Origin of the sequence: Phenylobacterium sp. (assembly GCF_013822795.1) — a bacterium.
Classification (GTDB): Bacteria; Pseudomonadota; Alphaproteobacteria; order Caulobacterales; family Caulobacteraceae; genus Phenylobacterium.
The window spans coordinates 141,462-156,919 of sequence record NZ_PNLB01000010.1 but is presented as its reverse complement, the minus strand read 5'-3'; the positions used below and the strand labels follow the sequence as shown (position 1 = coordinate 156,919).

General features: G+C 67.8%; 20 protein-coding genes. 5 read left to right on the top strand and 15 right to left on the bottom strand.

The genetic code is table 11. The features are described 5' to 3' along the window. The 4 genes from C0481_RS11125 to C0481_RS11110 form a co-directional block, all read right to left on the bottom strand. Positions 1-1,500: AAA family ATPase (locus C0481_RS11125; protein WP_293403638.1), on the bottom strand; the 1,500-nt coding region annotated here is incomplete at its 3' end. A 6-nt stretch (positions 1,501-1,506) separates the two neighbouring features. Then, on the bottom strand, positions 1,507-1,836 hold the full coding sequence (clpS, locus tag C0481_RS11120) for an ATP-dependent Clp protease adapter ClpS (protein ID WP_056734830.1): 330 nt from the start codon (positions 1,834-1,836) through the stop codon (positions 1,507-1,509). A gap of 151 nt (positions 1,837-1,987) precedes the next feature. Further along, a complete protein-coding gene (locus tag C0481_RS11115) occupies positions 1,988-3,256 on the bottom strand; it encodes a DNA polymerase IV (protein ID WP_293403633.1) in 1,269 nt (422 codons plus the stop codon). Beyond that, complete coding sequence (locus tag C0481_RS11110) at positions 3,253-4,146, bottom strand: ROK family protein (RefSeq protein ID WP_293403631.1); 894 nt, start codon at positions 4,144-4,146, stop codon at positions 3,253-3,255. The genes C0481_RS11115 and C0481_RS11110 overlap by 4 nt, the downstream gene beginning before the upstream one ends. Before the next feature lie 125 nt (positions 4,147-4,271). Between C0481_RS11110 and C0481_RS11105 the strand changes: the two genes are divergently transcribed. Further along, entirely contained in the window at positions 4,272-4,979 is a 708-nt protein-coding gene (locus C0481_RS11105; RefSeq protein WP_293403629.1) for a YceI family protein, read from the top strand. On the opposite strand, the gene C0481_RS11100 is transcribed toward C0481_RS11105, so the two are convergent. Further along, a complete protein-coding gene (locus tag C0481_RS11100; RefSeq protein ID WP_293403627.1) occupies positions 4,976-5,644 on the bottom strand; it encodes a hypothetical protein in 669 nt (222 codons plus the stop codon). The genes C0481_RS11105 and C0481_RS11100 overlap by 4 nt on opposite strands. Positions 5,645-5,754: 110 nt before the next feature. Here C0481_RS11100 and C0481_RS11095 point away from each other — a divergent pair, with 110 nt between their 5' ends. The 3 genes from C0481_RS11095 to C0481_RS11085 are packed head-to-tail and all read left to right on the top strand — an operon-like array spanning position 5,755 to position 7,914. Continuing rightward, complete coding sequence (locus tag C0481_RS11095) at positions 5,755-6,120, top strand: response regulator (RefSeq protein WP_293403625.1); 366 nt, start codon at positions 5,755-5,757, stop codon at positions 6,118-6,120. A gap of 7 nt (positions 6,121-6,127) precedes the next feature. Then, entirely contained in the window at positions 6,128-7,492 is a 1,365-nt protein-coding gene (locus tag C0481_RS11090) for a PleD family two-component system response regulator (RefSeq protein WP_293403623.1), read from the top strand. Positions 7,493-7,542: 50 nt separating this feature from the next. Continuing rightward, positions 7,543-7,914, top strand: coding sequence for a hypothetical protein (locus C0481_RS11085; protein ID WP_293403621.1), 372 nt, complete (start codon positions 7,543-7,545; stop codon positions 7,912-7,914). Here C0481_RS11085 and C0481_RS11080 read toward each other — a convergent pair. From C0481_RS11080 to C0481_RS11035, 10 genes are all read right to left on the bottom strand, one after another. After that, positions 7,911-8,282, bottom strand: a complete 372-nt coding sequence (locus tag C0481_RS11080; protein ID WP_293403619.1) for a tRNA-binding protein — start codon at positions 8,280-8,282, stop codon at positions 7,911-7,913. The genes C0481_RS11085 and C0481_RS11080 overlap by 4 nt on opposite strands. Then, positions 8,260-9,219 carry a DMT family transporter gene (locus C0481_RS11075; protein ID WP_293403617.1) on the bottom strand — a complete coding sequence of 320 codons (960 nt, stop codon included), beginning with the start codon at positions 9,217-9,219 and terminating at the stop codon, positions 8,260-8,262. Before C0481_RS11075 ends, C0481_RS11080 begins: the two co-directional genes overlap by 23 nt. 44 nt (positions 9,220-9,263) lie before the next feature. Next, positions 9,264-10,013 carry an AraC family transcriptional regulator gene (locus C0481_RS11070; RefSeq protein ID WP_293403615.1) on the bottom strand — a complete coding sequence of 250 codons (750 nt, stop codon included), beginning with the start codon at positions 10,011-10,013 and terminating at the stop codon, positions 9,264-9,266. A gap of 122 nt (positions 10,014-10,135) precedes the next feature. After that, positions 10,136-10,303, bottom strand: a complete 168-nt coding sequence (gene rpmG, locus C0481_RS11065) for a 50S ribosomal protein L33 (protein WP_056018215.1) — start codon at positions 10,301-10,303, stop codon at positions 10,136-10,138. Between the two features lie 113 nt (positions 10,304-10,416). Continuing rightward, complete coding sequence (locus tag C0481_RS11060; RefSeq protein ID WP_293403611.1) at positions 10,417-11,409, bottom strand: FAD:protein FMN transferase; 993 nt, start codon at positions 11,407-11,409, stop codon at positions 10,417-10,419. Beyond that, complete coding sequence (locus C0481_RS11055; RefSeq protein WP_293403609.1) at positions 11,409-12,227, bottom strand: DUF4198 domain-containing protein; 819 nt, start codon at positions 12,225-12,227, stop codon at positions 11,409-11,411. Before C0481_RS11055 ends, C0481_RS11060 begins: the two co-directional genes overlap by 1 nt. Positions 12,228-12,238: 11 nt before the next feature. After that, the gene (locus C0481_RS11050) at positions 12,239-12,754 is read right to left on the bottom strand and encodes a DUF2271 domain-containing protein (protein WP_293403607.1); all 516 of its coding nucleotides are present in this window, start codon (positions 12,752-12,754) and stop codon (positions 12,239-12,241) included. A gap of 11 nt (positions 12,755-12,765) precedes the next feature. Next, a complete protein-coding gene (locus tag C0481_RS11045; RefSeq protein WP_293403605.1) occupies positions 12,766-13,443 on the bottom strand; it encodes a PepSY-associated TM helix domain-containing protein in 678 nt (225 codons plus the stop codon). A 102-nt stretch (positions 13,444-13,545) separates the two neighbouring features. Beyond that, positions 13,546-14,262, bottom strand: coding sequence for an NUDIX domain-containing protein (locus C0481_RS11040; protein WP_293403603.1), 717 nt, complete (start codon positions 14,260-14,262; stop codon positions 13,546-13,548). 48 nt (positions 14,263-14,310) lie between these two features. Next, entirely contained in the window at positions 14,311-14,739 is a 429-nt protein-coding gene (locus C0481_RS11035; protein ID WP_293403601.1) for an EamA family transporter, read from the bottom strand. Positions 14,740-14,764: 25 nt separating this feature from the next. Between C0481_RS11035 and C0481_RS11030 the strand changes: the two genes are divergently transcribed. Beyond that, positions 14,765-15,451: a phosphatase PAP2 family protein gene (locus C0481_RS11030; protein WP_293403599.1), complete on the top strand. Its 687-nt coding sequence runs from the start codon at positions 14,765-14,767 to the stop codon at positions 15,449-15,451. Positions 15,452-15,458 lie beyond the last annotated feature (7 nt).

The window sequence follows — 15,458 nt, the reverse complement described above, 5'->3', positions numbered from 1 at the left end:
GGGGCCCGAGAACAGGTAGCAGCCGATCGGCTTGTTCGCGTCGCGCAGGCCGGCCCGCGCCATCTTCATGGCGGCGGAGAGCTGCTCGATCGCGTTGTCCTGGCCGTAGACCGCGCGCTTCAGGTCGACTTCGAGTTCCTTCAGCGCCACCGTGTCGGACTTGGAGACCGACTTCGGCGGGATGCGGGCGATCTTAGCGACGACCGTCTCGATCTCCTTCACGCCGATGGTCTTCTTCCGCTTGCCTTCAGGCAGAAGCATCTGGCTGGCGCCGGCCTCGTCGATGATGTCGATCGCCTTGTCCGGCAGCTTGCGGTCGGTGATGTACTTGGCCGACAGCTCCACGGCCGACTTGATGGCGTCGCCCGTGTAGCGGAGCTTGTGGAACTCCTCGTAGTAGGTCTTCAGACCCTTGAGGATCTTGATCGTGTCCTCGATGGTCGGCTCGTTCACGTCGATCTTCTGGAAGCGTCGGACCAGGGCCCGATCTTTCTCGAAGTGCTGACGGAACTCCTTGTAGGTCGTCGAGCCCATGCACCGCAAGGTGCCGGAGGCCAGGGCCGGCTTCAGCAGGTTCGAAGCGTCCATCGCCCCGCCGCTGGTCGCGCCGGCGCCGATCACCGTGTGGATCTCGTCGATGAACAGGATCGCGTCGGGATGGTTTTCCAGTTCCTTGACGACCTGCTTCACGCGCTCTTCGAAGTCGCCGCGATAGCGGGTGCCGGCCAACAGCGAGCCCATGTCGAGCGAGAAGATGGTCGCGCCGGCGAGGACTTCCGGCACCTGGTTGTTGATGATCTTGCGGGCCAGGCCTTCGGCGATGGCGGTCTTGCCGACGCCCGGATCACCGACCAGCAGCGGGTTGTTCTTGGTCCGGCGGCAGAGGATCTGGATGCAGCGCTCGACCTCGGCGTGGCGACCGATCAGCGGATCGACCTTACCCTGCTTGGCCTTTTCGTTGAGGTTGACGCAGTAGGCCTCGAGGGCTTCGCCGCCGGTCTTCACCGCGGGCTTGTCCTCGTCCTCGGCGCCCTTGACCGTCTTGGGCTGGTCGGCCCCGGCCTTCTTGGCGATGCCATGAGCGATGTAGTTCACCGCGTCGTACCGCGTCATGTCCTGCTCCTGCAGGAAGTAGGCGGCATGGCTCTCGCGCTCGGAGAAGATGGCCACGAGCACGTTGGCTCCGGTCACTTCCTCGCGACCCGAGGATTGGACGTGGATCACCGCGCGCTGGATCACGCGCTGGAACGACGAGGTCGGCTTGGCGTCCTCGCCGTCGTCGACGACCAGGGAGCGGAGCTCGTTGTCCACGTAATTGGTGAGAGTGGTGCGCAGGGCGGCCAGGTCCACGTCGCACGCGCGCATCACACCAGCCGAGTCCTCATCGTCGATGAGGGCGAGCAGCAGGTGCTCTAGCGTCGCGTACTCGTGCTTACGCTGGTTTGCGAAAGCCACCGCGCGGTGGAGAGATTCTTCAAGCTGGCGCGAGAATGACGGCACTGGGCCTCAATCCTTTTCCATTGTGCATTGTAGCGGGTGTTGGTGCCGACGAGCGGTATCAACGACCTGGGCCACTTTCGTTTCCGCCACTTCGTATGTGAACACGCCACACACGCCGACACCATGTTGGTGTACGTGCAGCATGATCCGCGTCGCGTCTTCGCGCGACTTATTAAAGTATTGCTCAAGCACGTAGACGACGAATTCCATCGGCGTGTAGTCATCGTTCAGGATGAGCACGCGATACATCGACGGCTTCTGCGTCTTCGGCTTGGTCTGAGTGATGACCGTCGACCGGACGCCCGTATCTTGATCACCTTGCTTGCGCTCGGCCATCGAACAGGTCTCCTGAGGGCAGCCGCCCTCTCTACAATGGATTAGATATGGAAAAGGCTGCCGTATGGAAGGGTCGAAATGTCGCCCAAAGGCTACAACCCGTCTAACCGCGCGTTTTTGTCACCCCGAATGCGGGGGAACACGGCAACCCTCAATCATGGGAGGTGCGTTTCGCCCCCAAAGCCCGTCCGGATGTGACCGCGCCGGGGCCGAATCGCGCCCGTAGCTTATCCACGGCGCGTTCTTCGACCAGCGCCTTCTGCTCGGCGCCGGCGAAAAAATCATGCTCCACGGCGTCGGCGTCGATCAGTTCGGCCATGCCGATGCCGATCAGCCGCCAGGGCCGTCCGTCGACTTCCTTGGCCAGCAATTCGCGCCCGACGGCGAACAGGGTCTTGGCCGTCTGGGTCGGCACCGGCAGGGCCCGGCGGCGGGTGATGATCTTGAAGTCGGTCCGGCGCAGCTTCAGCGTGACGACCCGGCCAGCCACGCCGCCGGCCCGGGCCTGACGCGCCACCCGCTCGCACAGCGGGGCCAGCTTGTCCTCCAGGTCGGATCGCGTCGACAGATCCTCGTTGAAGGTGGTCTCGGCGCTGATGCCCTTGCGTTCCTCGTTCGGGTTGACGCTGCGGTTGTCGCGGCCGTGCGCCAAGTCATGCAGCCGCAGGCCCTGGGCGCCGAAGCGCTGGGCCAGAACCTTCAGGTCGGCGCGCGCCAGGTCGCCGACCTTGCTGAAGCCCGCGCCTTCCAGCGACTTGATCATCGCCGGGCCGACGCCGGGGATGATGCCGACCGGCTTGGGGGCCAGGAAGCTCTGGGCCTCGGCCGCGCCGATCACTGAAAAGCCGCGCGGCTTGTCCAGGTCCGAGGCGATCTTGGCGAGGAACTTGTTGGCGGCGAGCCCAATGGAGACGGTGATGCCGATCTCGGTCTCGATCTTCGCCTGCAGCCGCGAGAGGGTCTCGGCCGGCGAGGCGCCGTGCAGGCGCTCGGTGCCGGACAGGTCCATCCAGGCCTCGTCGAGCGACAGCGGTTGCACGAGCGGGGTCAGGTCGCGGACCATCTCCATGATCCGCCGGCTCTCGGTGCGGTACTTGGCGAAGTCGGGCTTGATGATCACCGCCTGGGGGCAGAGCTGGCGAGCCTTGAACATCGGCATGGCCGAGCGGACGCCGCTGATGCGGGCGATGTAGCAGCAGGTGGTCACCACCCCGCGCTTGCCGCCGCCGACGATCACAGCCTGGTCGCGCAGCGAGGGATCGTCGCGCTTCTCGACCGAGGCGTAGAAGGCGTCGCAGTCCATGTGCGCGATGGAGAGCGTCTCGAGCTCACTGTGCTTCACGATGCGCGGCGAGCCGCAGGCTGGGCAGCGGCGTTCGAACTCGCCGCGCTTGAAGCAGTCGCGGCAGAGCGCGCTCATGGCTGTAGCGGCCACAGCCAGGCCGCGCCCCGCACGCCGGAGGAGTCTCCGTGCATGGCGGGGCGAACTTCGGTTTCGAAGAGGTCTGAAAACACCAGCGGCGCGATGGCGCCGGGCAGGCGGTCGTAGAGTTCGCCGACGTTCGACATCCCGCCGCCGAGGACAATGACGTCGGGATCGAGCACGTCGCAGACCACCGCCAGGCCGCGGGCCAGGCGGTCGACATAGCGCTCGAGCGCGGCGGCCGCGGCGTGCTCGCCGTTGCGCGCCGCCCCGACGATCTGCTCGCTGGACAGGCCGCCGCCGTGGTCCTTGGAAAAGCCGGGCCCTGACACCCAAAGCTCCATGCAGCCGCGCCGTCCGCACCAGCACGAGGGACCCGGATGCTCGGCGGCAGTCGGCCAGGGCAGGGGCATGTGACCCCACTCGCCGGCGAACGCGTTGCGGCCTTCCAGGATCGAGCGCTCGACGGCCACGCCCGCGCCGCAGCCCGTTCCCAGGATCGCGGCGAAGACCACCCGATGCTCGGCGCCGGCGCCGTCGGTGGCTTCCGACAGCGCCAGGCAGTTGGCGTCGTTGGCGTACCGGACCGGGCGCTCGAGGACGCGAGCCAGGTCGGCCGGGAAGGGGTGGCCATTGAGTTCGGTGGAGTTGGCATTGCGCATCAGGCCGCTGGCCGGCGAGGGCGAGCCAGGTCCGCCGACGCCTATGCTGGCGCCCTTCACGCCGGCCTGGCGCTCAGCCTCGGCGACCAGCTCGCGCACGGCCTCGAGGCCGGCGGCGTAATCGCGCGGCGAGGCGCCACGCACGCGGGCTTGGAAGCGGCCGTGCGCGTCCAGCGCTGCGGCTTCGATCTTGGTGCCGCCGAAATCCACGCCGATCCGGATCATGGGATCATGGTTTGTTCCGTTTCGCGCCCAGGCGCAATGGGGGCGGCGAGGTGATTTCCGTTGCCGTGCTCGCGCGGCTGGTGCGACGCTCAGTTGTGGCCAGACACACTCGAAGGACCGGACTCATGAAGCGTGCCGCCTGGGCGTTCGCCGCCCTCACTGTCGCCGCCTGCTCGCAGCCGCAGGCCGAGAAGAAGGCGGCCGAGCCGCCCGCCCCCGCACCGACGGCCGTCGCGCCTGCGGTCAAGAACACCGCGCCGCCTGGCGAGTACAAGTTGGACAACACCCATGCCAGCGTCACCTTCCGGGTCAATCACCTGGGGCTCTCGCGCTATACGGCGCGTTTCACCGACATCGCCGGCAAGCTGAACTTCGATCCCGCCAATCCCGCGGCGATGACCGTGGAGGCGACTGTCGACCCGAAGTCGCTCGAGACCGATTTCCCGCTCGACGAGCCTGATTTCGACGCTGAGCTGGCTGGGCCGCAATGGCTGGACGCCGCTAAGTTCCCGACCATCACGTTCAAGTCGACCAAGGTCGAGCCGACCGGCGCCAACACCGCCAAGGTCACGGGCGACTTCACCCTGCACGGGGTGACGCGGCCCTTGACGCTGGATGTCACCTTCAACGGCGGCTACGCGGCCGGCGGCATGGACCCGAGCGGGGCGCGGATCGGCTTTTCCGCCAAGGGCGAGATCAAGCGTTCGGAGTTTGGGATCGCCTACGGCGTGCCCGCGCCGGGCACCAACTTCGGCGTCAGCGACGAGGTCGAGATCGTCATTGAGACGGAGTTCACCCAGCCGGGCCCGGCCGCCGCCAAGCCGGCGACTTAGAACACCGCCGCTTCGATCGCCTCGCGCAGCGCCCGCCAGTCGTCGATCCTGGTGTGGCGCTCGGGGGCGGTTGGCGCCAGCGGCTGCAGGCGCGGGTCGGCGACCATCTGGAAGCGGTTCACGCCCGGGGCGCTCTCAGCGACCGAGTCGAGATTGGAGATCAGGTCGTCGATGAATGCGGCTCGGGAACGGACCTGCCGCGCCATCAGCGCGGCGACTGGACCCTTGGGGCCGGTGTTGAGCACCAGCGGATAGTCCATGCCGTGCCGGCCGAGCCAGCGGGCCCGGGCCATGCGGGCCGGGCCCGGCGCGTTGGTCAGGATCACGACATTGGCCCGCTGCGAGAGCGCGCGCAGCGCTTCGGGACCCCCGGGGGCGGGTTCCATGTCGCCGCAGCCGAGGCGGAAGAAGTCGTCGAAGTGTGTTCGCCCTTCCTCAATCGGCAGGTGCTGGGTCTCGCCGGGGCGGTAGATGTTCTGGAACAGTGCGAAGCGGTCGACGCGAAACTCCAGCCCGCGGCCCTCCAGGAACCGCCCGAACCCCTGCATGAACAGGCCCAGCACCTCGTCCACGTCGACCAGCAGCAGCGGGCGGCTGGGATCGACGCCCAGTTCCAGCAGGTTGGGCGCCCGGGGTGGCGGCAGTTGAGGTGAAACGCTGGCCAAAGAGCCCTCCGGTGCGACTAACGCGAGTTTAAGGATATCCGTGGGATTAACGATCCAAAGGTGGGGGCTGCGGTCGATTCGCGAGCTCTCGAAGGATCATCGAGACGAAAATGGCCAAGAAGGTCCTCATCGTCGAGGATAACGAGCTGAACATGAAGCTGTTTCATGATCTGCTCGATGCCCAAGGCTACGAAACTCTGCAGACCCGCGAAGGGCTGCAGGCGCTTGCGTTGGCGCGCGAGCATCGTCCCGACTTGATTCTAATGGATATCCAGCTTCCGGAGATCTCCGGCTTGGAGGTCACCAAGTGGCTGAAGGAGGACGACGACCTCGCGACGATTCCGGTCGTGGCGGTGACGGCGTTCGCGATGAAGGGTGACGAAGAGCGGATTCGCGAGGGCGGCTGCGAGGCCTACTTGTCGAAACCTATTTCGGTGTCGCACTTTCTCGAAACCGTCCGGCGATTGTTGAGTTAGTTCGCCTATGTCCGCCCGTATCCTCGTCGTCGACGACATTGAAGCCAACGTGCGTCTGCTGGAAGCCAAGCTGACGGCGGAATACTACGATGTCCTGACGGCCAGCGACGGGCCGACGGCGTTGGCCATCGCCGCCAAGGAAAAGCCCGACATCGTCCTGCTGGACGTGATGATGCCCGGCATGGACGGCTTCCAGGTCTGCCGCCGGCTGAAGGATGATCCGGAAACGCGCCACGTGCCGGTGGTGCTGGTCACCGCGCTGGACGGCCGCGCCGACCGCATCGCCGGGCTGGAGTCTGGCGCCGACGAATTCCTGACTAAACCCATCGACGATGTCCTGCTGTTCGCCCGTGTGCGCAGTCTGACCCGGCTGAAGATGGTGATCGACGAATTGCGCGACCGCGAGGCGTCGGGCCGCCGTATGGGCGTCATCGCCGGCGCCGCCTCGCGCTTGGGCGGGACGGGCGGCCGGATCCTCATCGTCGACGATCATGAACGCCAGGCGCAGCGGGTCGCCACCGAGCTGGCGATCGAGCATCGCCCGGTGATCGAGGCCGATCCCGAGAAGGCGCTGATGACCGCCAAGGGGCCGGTCGATCTGATCATCGTCAACGCCACCGCGCGCGCCTTCGACGGCCTGCGTTTCGCTGCTCAGCTGCGCTCGGACGAGGCGACCCGTCACCTGCCTGTGCTGGCTGTAGTCGATTTCGACGAGCGGCCGCGGCTGGTGAAGGCTCTGGAGATCGGCGTCAACGACATCCTGCCCAAGCCGATCGACCCACAGGAGCTGGCCGCTCGCGCTCGCACCCAGATCCGCCGCAAGCGCTACACCGACTATCTGCGCGACAACCTCGATCACTCCCTGGAGCTGGCGGTCACCGATCAGCTTACTGGCCTGCACAACCGCCGCTACATGACCGGCCAGCTCGAGGCGCTGGTGCGCCGTGCGACGCATGGCGGCGACGCTGTGGCCTGCCTGCTGATCGACATCGACCACTTCAAGAAGATCAACGACGGCTATGGCCATGATGTCGGCGACGAGGTGCTGCGCGAGTTCGCCGTGCGGCTGGCCTCCAACGTCCGGGCCATTGATCTACCGTGCCGCTACGGCGGCGAAGAGTTCGTTGTGGTGATGCCCGACACCAAACTGGAGGACGCTGAGCGCATCGCCGAGCGGATCCGCCTGCACGTCGCCGGCTCGCCGTTTCGGGTGATGGGCGGCCGCGAACTGCTGACGGTGACCATATCGGTCGGTGTCGCCGCCACCCTCGGCGAGGGCGACCGCCCTGAAGCCCTGCTCAAGCGTGCTGACGAGGCCGTCTACGAGGCCAAGGCCCACGGCCGCAACAAGGTCGTCGCCCGCGCGGCGTGACCAAGCCCCGCATCTCCCCTAGGTTGTCCGTATGGGGTGAGGGGGCAGCGATGCTGAAGATTTCGGCGTGGTTGGCGATCGTGTTCGGATCGTCGCTGGCGGTGCTTGAAGCCGTCCGCAACTGGGGCGATTGGCAGTGGTGGCCCTTTTGGGTCGTCGACTATGTCGCCGCCGCTCTCCTAGTCGTAGGCGGGGTTCTGGCCCTTCGCCGTGGCGTGGAGCGCTGGTTGAGCGCGGGCTGGGGGTTCGCCTGCGCGATGTTCTGGATGTCGTTCTTCGGACACTACGGCGACATGCTCGAAGCCGGCGCCGCCACCAGCGTCCGCGAGCAGCGCCTGACCTTGATCATCGGGGCGATGTTCGCACTGACTGCGGCGGGGCTGTTGCTGGCGCTGGCGGGACGCGTCGCCAGGCGCGGCTAGGCGAGCCGCGCGCCGGTCGGCACGGCGCCAAGCGGGGCGGCGAGGACGATCCGACCCTTATCGTCCGGAAATCCCAGGACAAGCACTTCCGAACGCACCGGCCCGATTTGGCGCGGTGGGAAATTGACGACAGCCATCACCGCGCGACCGACCAGCTCCTCCAGCGCGTAGTTCTCGGTGATCTGGGCCGAACTCTTCTTCACGCCGATCGCCGGGCCGAAGTCGATGGCCAGGCGGTAGGCCGGCTTGCGCGCCTCCGGGAAGGGCTCGGCCGAGACGATGACGCCCGCGCGGATGTCGACCTTGGCGAAGTCGTCGAAGACGATCTGCGCGGCCGCCGGCTCGTCAGGCTTGCTGGTCTTGTGCATGGGGAACTCCTTGGCGCGGACGGTGCGCCGAAACGCAGGTGACGACGCTGGCGACCATGAGGCCGATGGCGGCGAGTTCGGCCGCGGTCGGCCAGCGCTGCTCCCACAGGAAGCCGTAGAGCAGGGCGAACAGGGTCTCGAACAGGATCATCTGGCCGACCAGCGTCAGCGGCAGCAGCCGGCTGGCGCGGTTCCAGAAGGCGTTGCCGACGATGGAGGCGAAGATCGCCACTCCGCCAGACACGGCGAGGAAGCGCACCCACTCGGCCGAGGCGTGGGCGCTGGCTCCGATCAGCGCCGCGGGGATCGCCAGCGCGATGGCCTGGGCCCCGGTGGCCACCCCGGTCAGCAGGCTCCAGTCGTGGGCCGATACGTGCTGCATGCGCGCCAGCCAGCGCCCGTTCCCGACCGCGTAGGCGGTCCACGAGGCCAGGGCGCCGATCGCGCAGGCCAGGCCGACGAGAGCCTGCGCCTCCGAGCCCGGCGCGGCGGCGTCCAGCGACTGCCAGGCGATGCAGACGACGCCGGCGGCGCCCATCGCCAGCGACGGGATCAATCGCCGCAGGGGGACCGCGCCGTGGTCGCGGCTGCCGATCACCGTGACGGCGACGGGCAGAAAGCCGACGACGACGGAGGTCATGGCCACGCCGCCCATCTGCACGGCGCTCGCGAGAAGCACGTAGTAGAGGGTGTTGCCGAGCACGCTGAGCCACGACAGCGCGATCCACTCGCGCCGTCCGATGGCGGCGCTCACGGCCCGCCAGCGCGGCGCGAGCAGGGCGGCGGCGAGCGCTCCGTAGGCGAGGTAGCGCCCGGCCGCCAGTTGCAGCGGGGTGAACTCCGCGGTCAACTCCGGGGCCAGGAACACCAGTCCCCAGAGCGCGCCGGCGGCCAATCCGCATCCGACGCCCAGCAATGTCCGGCCTTGTCCTGTCATGAGGAGGCCATTGCCATGGAATGCGGCCGGGGTCTTGGCCGAGGCTACTGCGCTTTGGTCCGCGTCTCGCGTTCCTGGCGGCGATAGGCGGCCGGGGTCATGCCGGTCGCCCGGCGCATCGCCCGCGTCAGCGCGCTCTGGTCGGCGTAGCCGCAGCGATGGGCGACCTCGGCGATCGAGACCGGCGAGGTCGACAGCCAACCCCGGGCCTGGCGCAGGCGCACTTCGCTGAGCCAGGCCCGGGGGCTCGCGCCCAGTTCGGTTTGGAATAGGGCGTGCAGGCGGCTGACGCTGACCGCGGCGCGTTCGGCCATCATCGCGGCGGTCCAGGGCAGGGCCGGGTCCGCCTCGATCTCGGCGGCGAGTCTGGCCAGCCGAGAGGCGGCGCTGGCCGGCGTCTGCCCCAGCGCGTCGATCAGCAGCGGCGTCCAGAGCGCCACCGTGGCGGGCGTGGCGCGGCTCTCGCCGATCATCAGCCCCATGTAGTCGATCAGCTTGGTCGCGGCGGGGGTAAGGTTCACGAAGGGCGCCCTGGCCAGCCGCTCGGCCATTTGCGGGGCCAGGTGGGCTAGATGCAGGTCCAGGATCACTGAGCGATTGGCCGTGTCGCTCATGGTCGAGTGCGGCGTTCCCGCGACGACGAATGCGGCCCGTCCGGAGGCCAGGCGCTCGCCCTTGCCGTCAATGTCCAGCTCCAGCGCGCCGCTAAGCGGCAGCACCAACTGGTCGAAGCTGTGGCTGTCGGGGCCTCGGTCCTGGCCGTAGCTGCGGATGCTGAGATCCAGGGGTGTCATCGGCGCATACTAGCCGATGCGGTGGGGCGGCGACATGACGCGGGGAGGCCGCGCCGCGCGCAACGAAAAACGCCCGGCCAGACGGCCGGGCGTTTTCACAGACTGGAGAGTCTGGAGAAAGCTTATTTGATCTTGCCTTCTTTGAACTCGACATGCTTCCGCACGACCGGGTCGTACTTCATCATGACCAGCTTTTCGGTCTTGGTGCGGGCGTTCTTCTTGGTGACGTAGAAGTAGCCGGTGTCAGCCGACGAGTTCAGGCGGATCTTGATGGAGGCGGGCTTCGCCATGGTCGGTCCTCGCGGGGCCGGTCGGACCGGCAGGTGTTCTAAAGAGCCGCGGACAATACGAATCTCGAACCCAAAGTCAATGCGGCCTTGGGAAAATCCGCGGGTGTCCTGGCTCAGGCCAGCATCGCCTCGAAGGCGGGGGTGAGGATTTCGCTCAATCCGTCGCCATTGTCCACCAGCAGATAGGCGGCGATGTCATGCCGGACGGCGAACGCGCAGCCGTCGTGCGGGCCGAGGACTCCGATCGCAGTGCAAAGCGCGTCAGCGTCGATGCAGTCACGGGCGACGACGCTGACCGACCGCAGGCCGTTGGCGGTGGGGCGTCCGGTGCGCGGGTCGAGCGTGTGGCTATAACGCGTTCCGTCATGGTCGACGAAGCGCTGATAGTCGCCTGACGTGGCAAGTGAGAGACCGTGCAAGGCCACGCGGATCGGCCCGCCCGGCAGGCTCGCGCCCGGCGGCGCTGCGATGTCCGCCAGCCAGGGCTGGCCGTCCGGCTTGACGCCGGCGCCGCGCAGTTCGCCGCCGATCTCGACAAGGTGGTCGATCAATCCGAGGTGCGAGAGCGCGCGCGAGACTTTGTCGACCCCAAAGCCCTTGGCGATGCCGGAGAGATCGAGATGCAGGCCGCCCGGTTGGAACATGCGCGCGCCGTCGCGGGCCAGCCGGTCCCAGCCGCAATCGGCCCTGGCGGCCGCGAGATCGGCGTCGGTCGGGTGAGGCGTCGGGCCAGCCGGTCCGAATCCCCACAGCTCGACGAGTCGGCCTGCAGTCGGGTCGAAGGCCCCCTCGCTCAGTTCGGCCCAGTGCAGCGCCCGGTCCATCACGTGCCGGAAGGCTGGCGCGAGGTCGAGCCAGCCGCCTGCGGCCGCGCGGTTGAACCGCGAGATCTGGGACTCCGGCTCCCAGTTGCTCATCTGGGCGATGAGGCTGTTCAGCAGGCCCTGAATCTGGGCGGGAATGGCTGTGAGCTCGACGCCCAGCGGCGCGAACGCCTTGACGTTCCACGACACGCCCATGGTCGGGCCGCTGAAGCTGGCCGGTCGCTCGCCGCGGGCCTGCAGGGCGCGCGGCGAGAGATCCAGCGGGACGGCGACCCGGCTCATCAGTCGGGCAGGACTTCCAGGGTCGTCACGTAGGCGGCGCTGCGCTCGGCGCCCGGAATGCTGCTCTGGCCGCCGCGGACGGAGGCTTCCAGCCAGTACATGCCGGCCGCCGGCCAGTTCACGGTGAAGGCCCCGTCCGCCCCGGTCTTCAGCTTGAGCTCGGTAGTCTTGCCAGCGTAGCGATTGCCGCCGGCGACAACCTCGACCTCGACATTGGCTGCGGGCTTGCCGTCGAGCACCAGCTTGAAGGTGGCCGGTTCGCTGGCCACCAGGTCGTTCGGGTGCGTGACTGGCTCCAGCTCCAGGCCTTTGCCGGTCAGCTTCAGGGCTTCCTTGGTCGGCGAGCCGCGCGTGGCGAAGACTTCGAGCCGACGCGCGTTCTCCATGATCTTCACGTCTGTGGCGTCCTTGGGGATCGCCGTCGCCAGGTCGGCGGCCGAGCCGCGCCAGCGCTTCTGCTCTCCGCCCTGCTTGTACGAGGCGCCGACGCCGTCGCTGACATTGGTGATCTTATAGGTCCCGGGCTGGCTCAGCTGCACGTCGAAGGTGCTGCGGTACTTGCTGGTCGCGCCGTTCTTGATCTCGCCCTTCGAGCCGTCCGGCGTGATGACCGAAATGCCGTCGAGGCGCATCGGCATATGGTCGAAATAGAAGAGGTCGTTGGAGACGGCGGCGTCGACGGTGATCCAGGGATCGTTGCCCGACAGCACGGTGGCCGACGGGAGAAGCCACTGGCGGTGCGCGCTGGCGGCGGCCGGGATCGCCAGGATGGCGACGACGGAGACGGCGGCCAGGGCGCCGCGGCGGATCATGTGCATGCTTCTATCCTCTACGGCTTGACGGTGACGCTCACGGCGCCGAGTTCGCTGGTCCCCTTGGCGGAGGACGTCGTGCGGGCCTTGGGCGGCCACTGGAACGGGGCGCGCACCACCTCGACGCCGCCGACCTCACGCGCCGCCTCGACAACGATGTTGTATTGACCGGCCGGCAGGTTCCCGAGCGGAGCGGCTCCGCCCTTGAAGACCACCTGGTGCTTACCGGGCGCGCGGGTCGCGGCGCTGATCCCGTCGGCGGGCAGGCTCATGTCGCGGCCCGCGCGGCGCCACCACTGGCGCATGTCCTTCAGCCACTTCTGGCCTTCCTGGTTCTTCAGCTTGACGTCGTACCAGACGGCCAGCGTCTTCACCGCGGTCTTGTCCGGGTTCTCGATCCAGACGGCGACGTACGGGCGGTGGTACTCGGCGACCGTCAGCCGCGGAATCTCCAGGCTTAGCTCCAGGTCCGCCGCCAGGGCGGGACCCGCCATCAGGCCCGTGAAGGCGGCGGTGTAGATCGGCAGACGCATGGGCACTCCGGTCAGTGAATGAAGATCAGGACAAGGATCAGCGGCACGGCCAGGCCCAGGCCGACCAGCGGCCAGGTGATCTTGCGCGCCCGCGAATGCAGCTGCAGCAGCACCAGTCCGGTGATGCAGAAGACCACGCAGCCGATGGCGAAAATGTCGAGGAACAGACTCCAGACCGCGCCGGTGTTGCGGCCCTTGTGGAGATCGTTGAGGTAGGCGACCGGCCCGCGGGTGGTGCTCTCATGAACCACCGCGCCGCTGCCGGCGTCGAAAGTCACCCAGCCGTCGCCGCCCGGACGGGGCAGGGAGACATAGGCTTCCTCGTCGCTCCACTCGATGGCGGCGGCCTTGGGCGCCTGCACGCCCATGTCCTTGGCGAGCCAGGCGCGGATCGGTTCGGGCAGGGCGGCTTGTTCGGCCTGGGCGGTCTTGGCGATGCTCAGCAGGTCAGCCGGCAGCTGGCCCTCGGCCTCGACCGTGTTCGGCTTGGCCTCGATGGCGCCGGCGTGGTTGAGCGTGATGCCGGTGATCGCAAACAGCAGCATGCCGACCAAGCAGACCGCGGCGCTGATCCAGTGCCATTGGACCATCTGGCGCATCAGGGCGGCGCGACGCTGGGCCTTACGCTTGGCCTTGGCCTTTTCCTCGTCGATGGCCGCCTTGGCGTCCACGAGCTCCGAAGCCGACAAGATGCTAGTCCTCGCAAGTGCTGATAGTAGGTCGCACTAACAAGGGCCTGCTCTCAACGCAAGTTAGTTGAGAACAATTCGCATTTGAAATGTTCTTGGCGTCTAGAGATGGCTCAAGCGCGTCGCCCCGGCGCCGAAGCGCATGAACGGACGCGGGCGGTCGGGGTCTTCCAGCCGATGGATCGCCTCGCCGATGACCGTGCGGGTGACCGACGGCAGGGGCAGGGCGATGGCCTCGTCGAAGTCGACCCAGGCGATCTCCTCAAGCTCTCCGCAGTCGGGCTTGCGTTCCAGGCTGATCAAGCGCTCGGCGTCGGCCATCAGGAACCAGGTATCGAAGCGCTTGGCCAGCATCGGCGGGGTCACCGCCCGAGCCACGATCTCCAGCGCCTCCAAGTCGGCGGCCGCGCCTTCGGCGGCGAACTCGCGCCAGGGGCCAGCCACGGGCCGGGCCGGCGCCTGCTTGGCCAGCAGCAACCCGGCCTCCTCGTAAGTCTCGCGGATCGCAGTCAGGGCCAGCGCTCGGCCGCGGTTCATCGGGATATGCGCCTCGAACCGAGCGGCGACGTCGGGCCGCAGATCGGTCGCGAACGGCGCGCGGAAGTCGCTGCGGTCGATCCGCCCGCCCGGGAACACCCAGAGGTTCGGCATGAAGTCGTGGCCGCTGTGACGCTTGCCCATCAGCACCTGCGGCTTTTTGCGGTCGCGGCGCACGATGATCAGGGTCGCGGCGTTGCGCGGTTTGACGGCGCGGGCGCCTGCGGGGCGCATGCGTCCGCCTTCAGGGGCGCGGTTGGTCGGAACTACGGTCGTGGTCATGAAACAACTGTATGACTCGATCTGAGTCCTGGGAACGGCGACGTAGCGTCAACCTCCCCACGCGACCAGCGCAGCGCCGGCCGCAATCAGAGCCACGCCGGCCCAACCGGCCGCGGTCAACCGTTCGCCCAGAAAGATCGCGGCGAACACGGCGACCAGCACGACGCTCAGCTTGTCGATCGGCGCGACCCGCGCGGCGTCGCCTAGCTTCAAGGCCCGGAAGTAGCAAAGCCAGGACAGGCCGGTCGCCGCCCCCGACAGGATCAGGAACAGATAGGTTCGCGAACTGACCTCGCCGGCCGGCCGCCAGGCGCCGGTCGCAGCAACGACGCCGGCGGCGATCGCCAGAATGACCAGCGTGCGGATCAACGTCGCGTAGTCGGAGTTGATGTTCTCCACCCCGACCTTGGCGAACACCGCAGTCAGGGCCGCGAAGCCCGCCGACAGCAGCGCCCAAAGCTGCCATGTAGATGTCATCGAACTCACCCCTCACGAACACGGCATGATCGAACGCCTGAAATCCCTGATCGGCAAGCTGGAGACCCGCACCCTAGTGCTGCTGGTGGCGCTGGCTGGCGCTTCCTGGCTGTTCTTGATCGTGGCGGGCGAGGTGTCGGAGGGCGGGACCGACGCCCTCGACCACCGGCTGCTGCTGGCGCTCCGGACGCCTGGCCAGCCCTCCGATCCGCTCGGCCCGCGTTGGCTGGAAGAGGCGGTTCGCGACGTCACCGCGCTGGGCGGGTTCACCGTCCTGACCCTGCTGACCATCGTGGCCACGCTGCTGCTGATCTTTCACCAACGCTGGCGCGAGGCGCTGATCTTCGCCGGCACGGTGATCGCCGCCCAGGCGTCCAGCCAACTGCTCAAGGCGTTCTACGAGCGCGACCGGCCCGCCCTGGTCGCGCATGGCAGCTATGTCTACTCGCACAGCTTTCCTTCGGGCCACTCGGCCATGGCCGCGGCGGTGTTCCTGATCCTGGCGACCGTGACCGCCAGCGTCGAGCCGCGTCGGCGCACCAAGGCGCTGATCTACGGACTGGCGGTGACCGGGGTGCTCGCCGTTGGCGTCAGCCGGGTCTATCTGGGCGTGCATTGGCCCACGGACGTGCTGGGCGGCTGGGCGCTCGGCGCGGGCTGGGCGCTGGTCGCCTGGCTCCTGCTGGCGCTGACCGACCCCCGCCAGAACTGACGCCGGC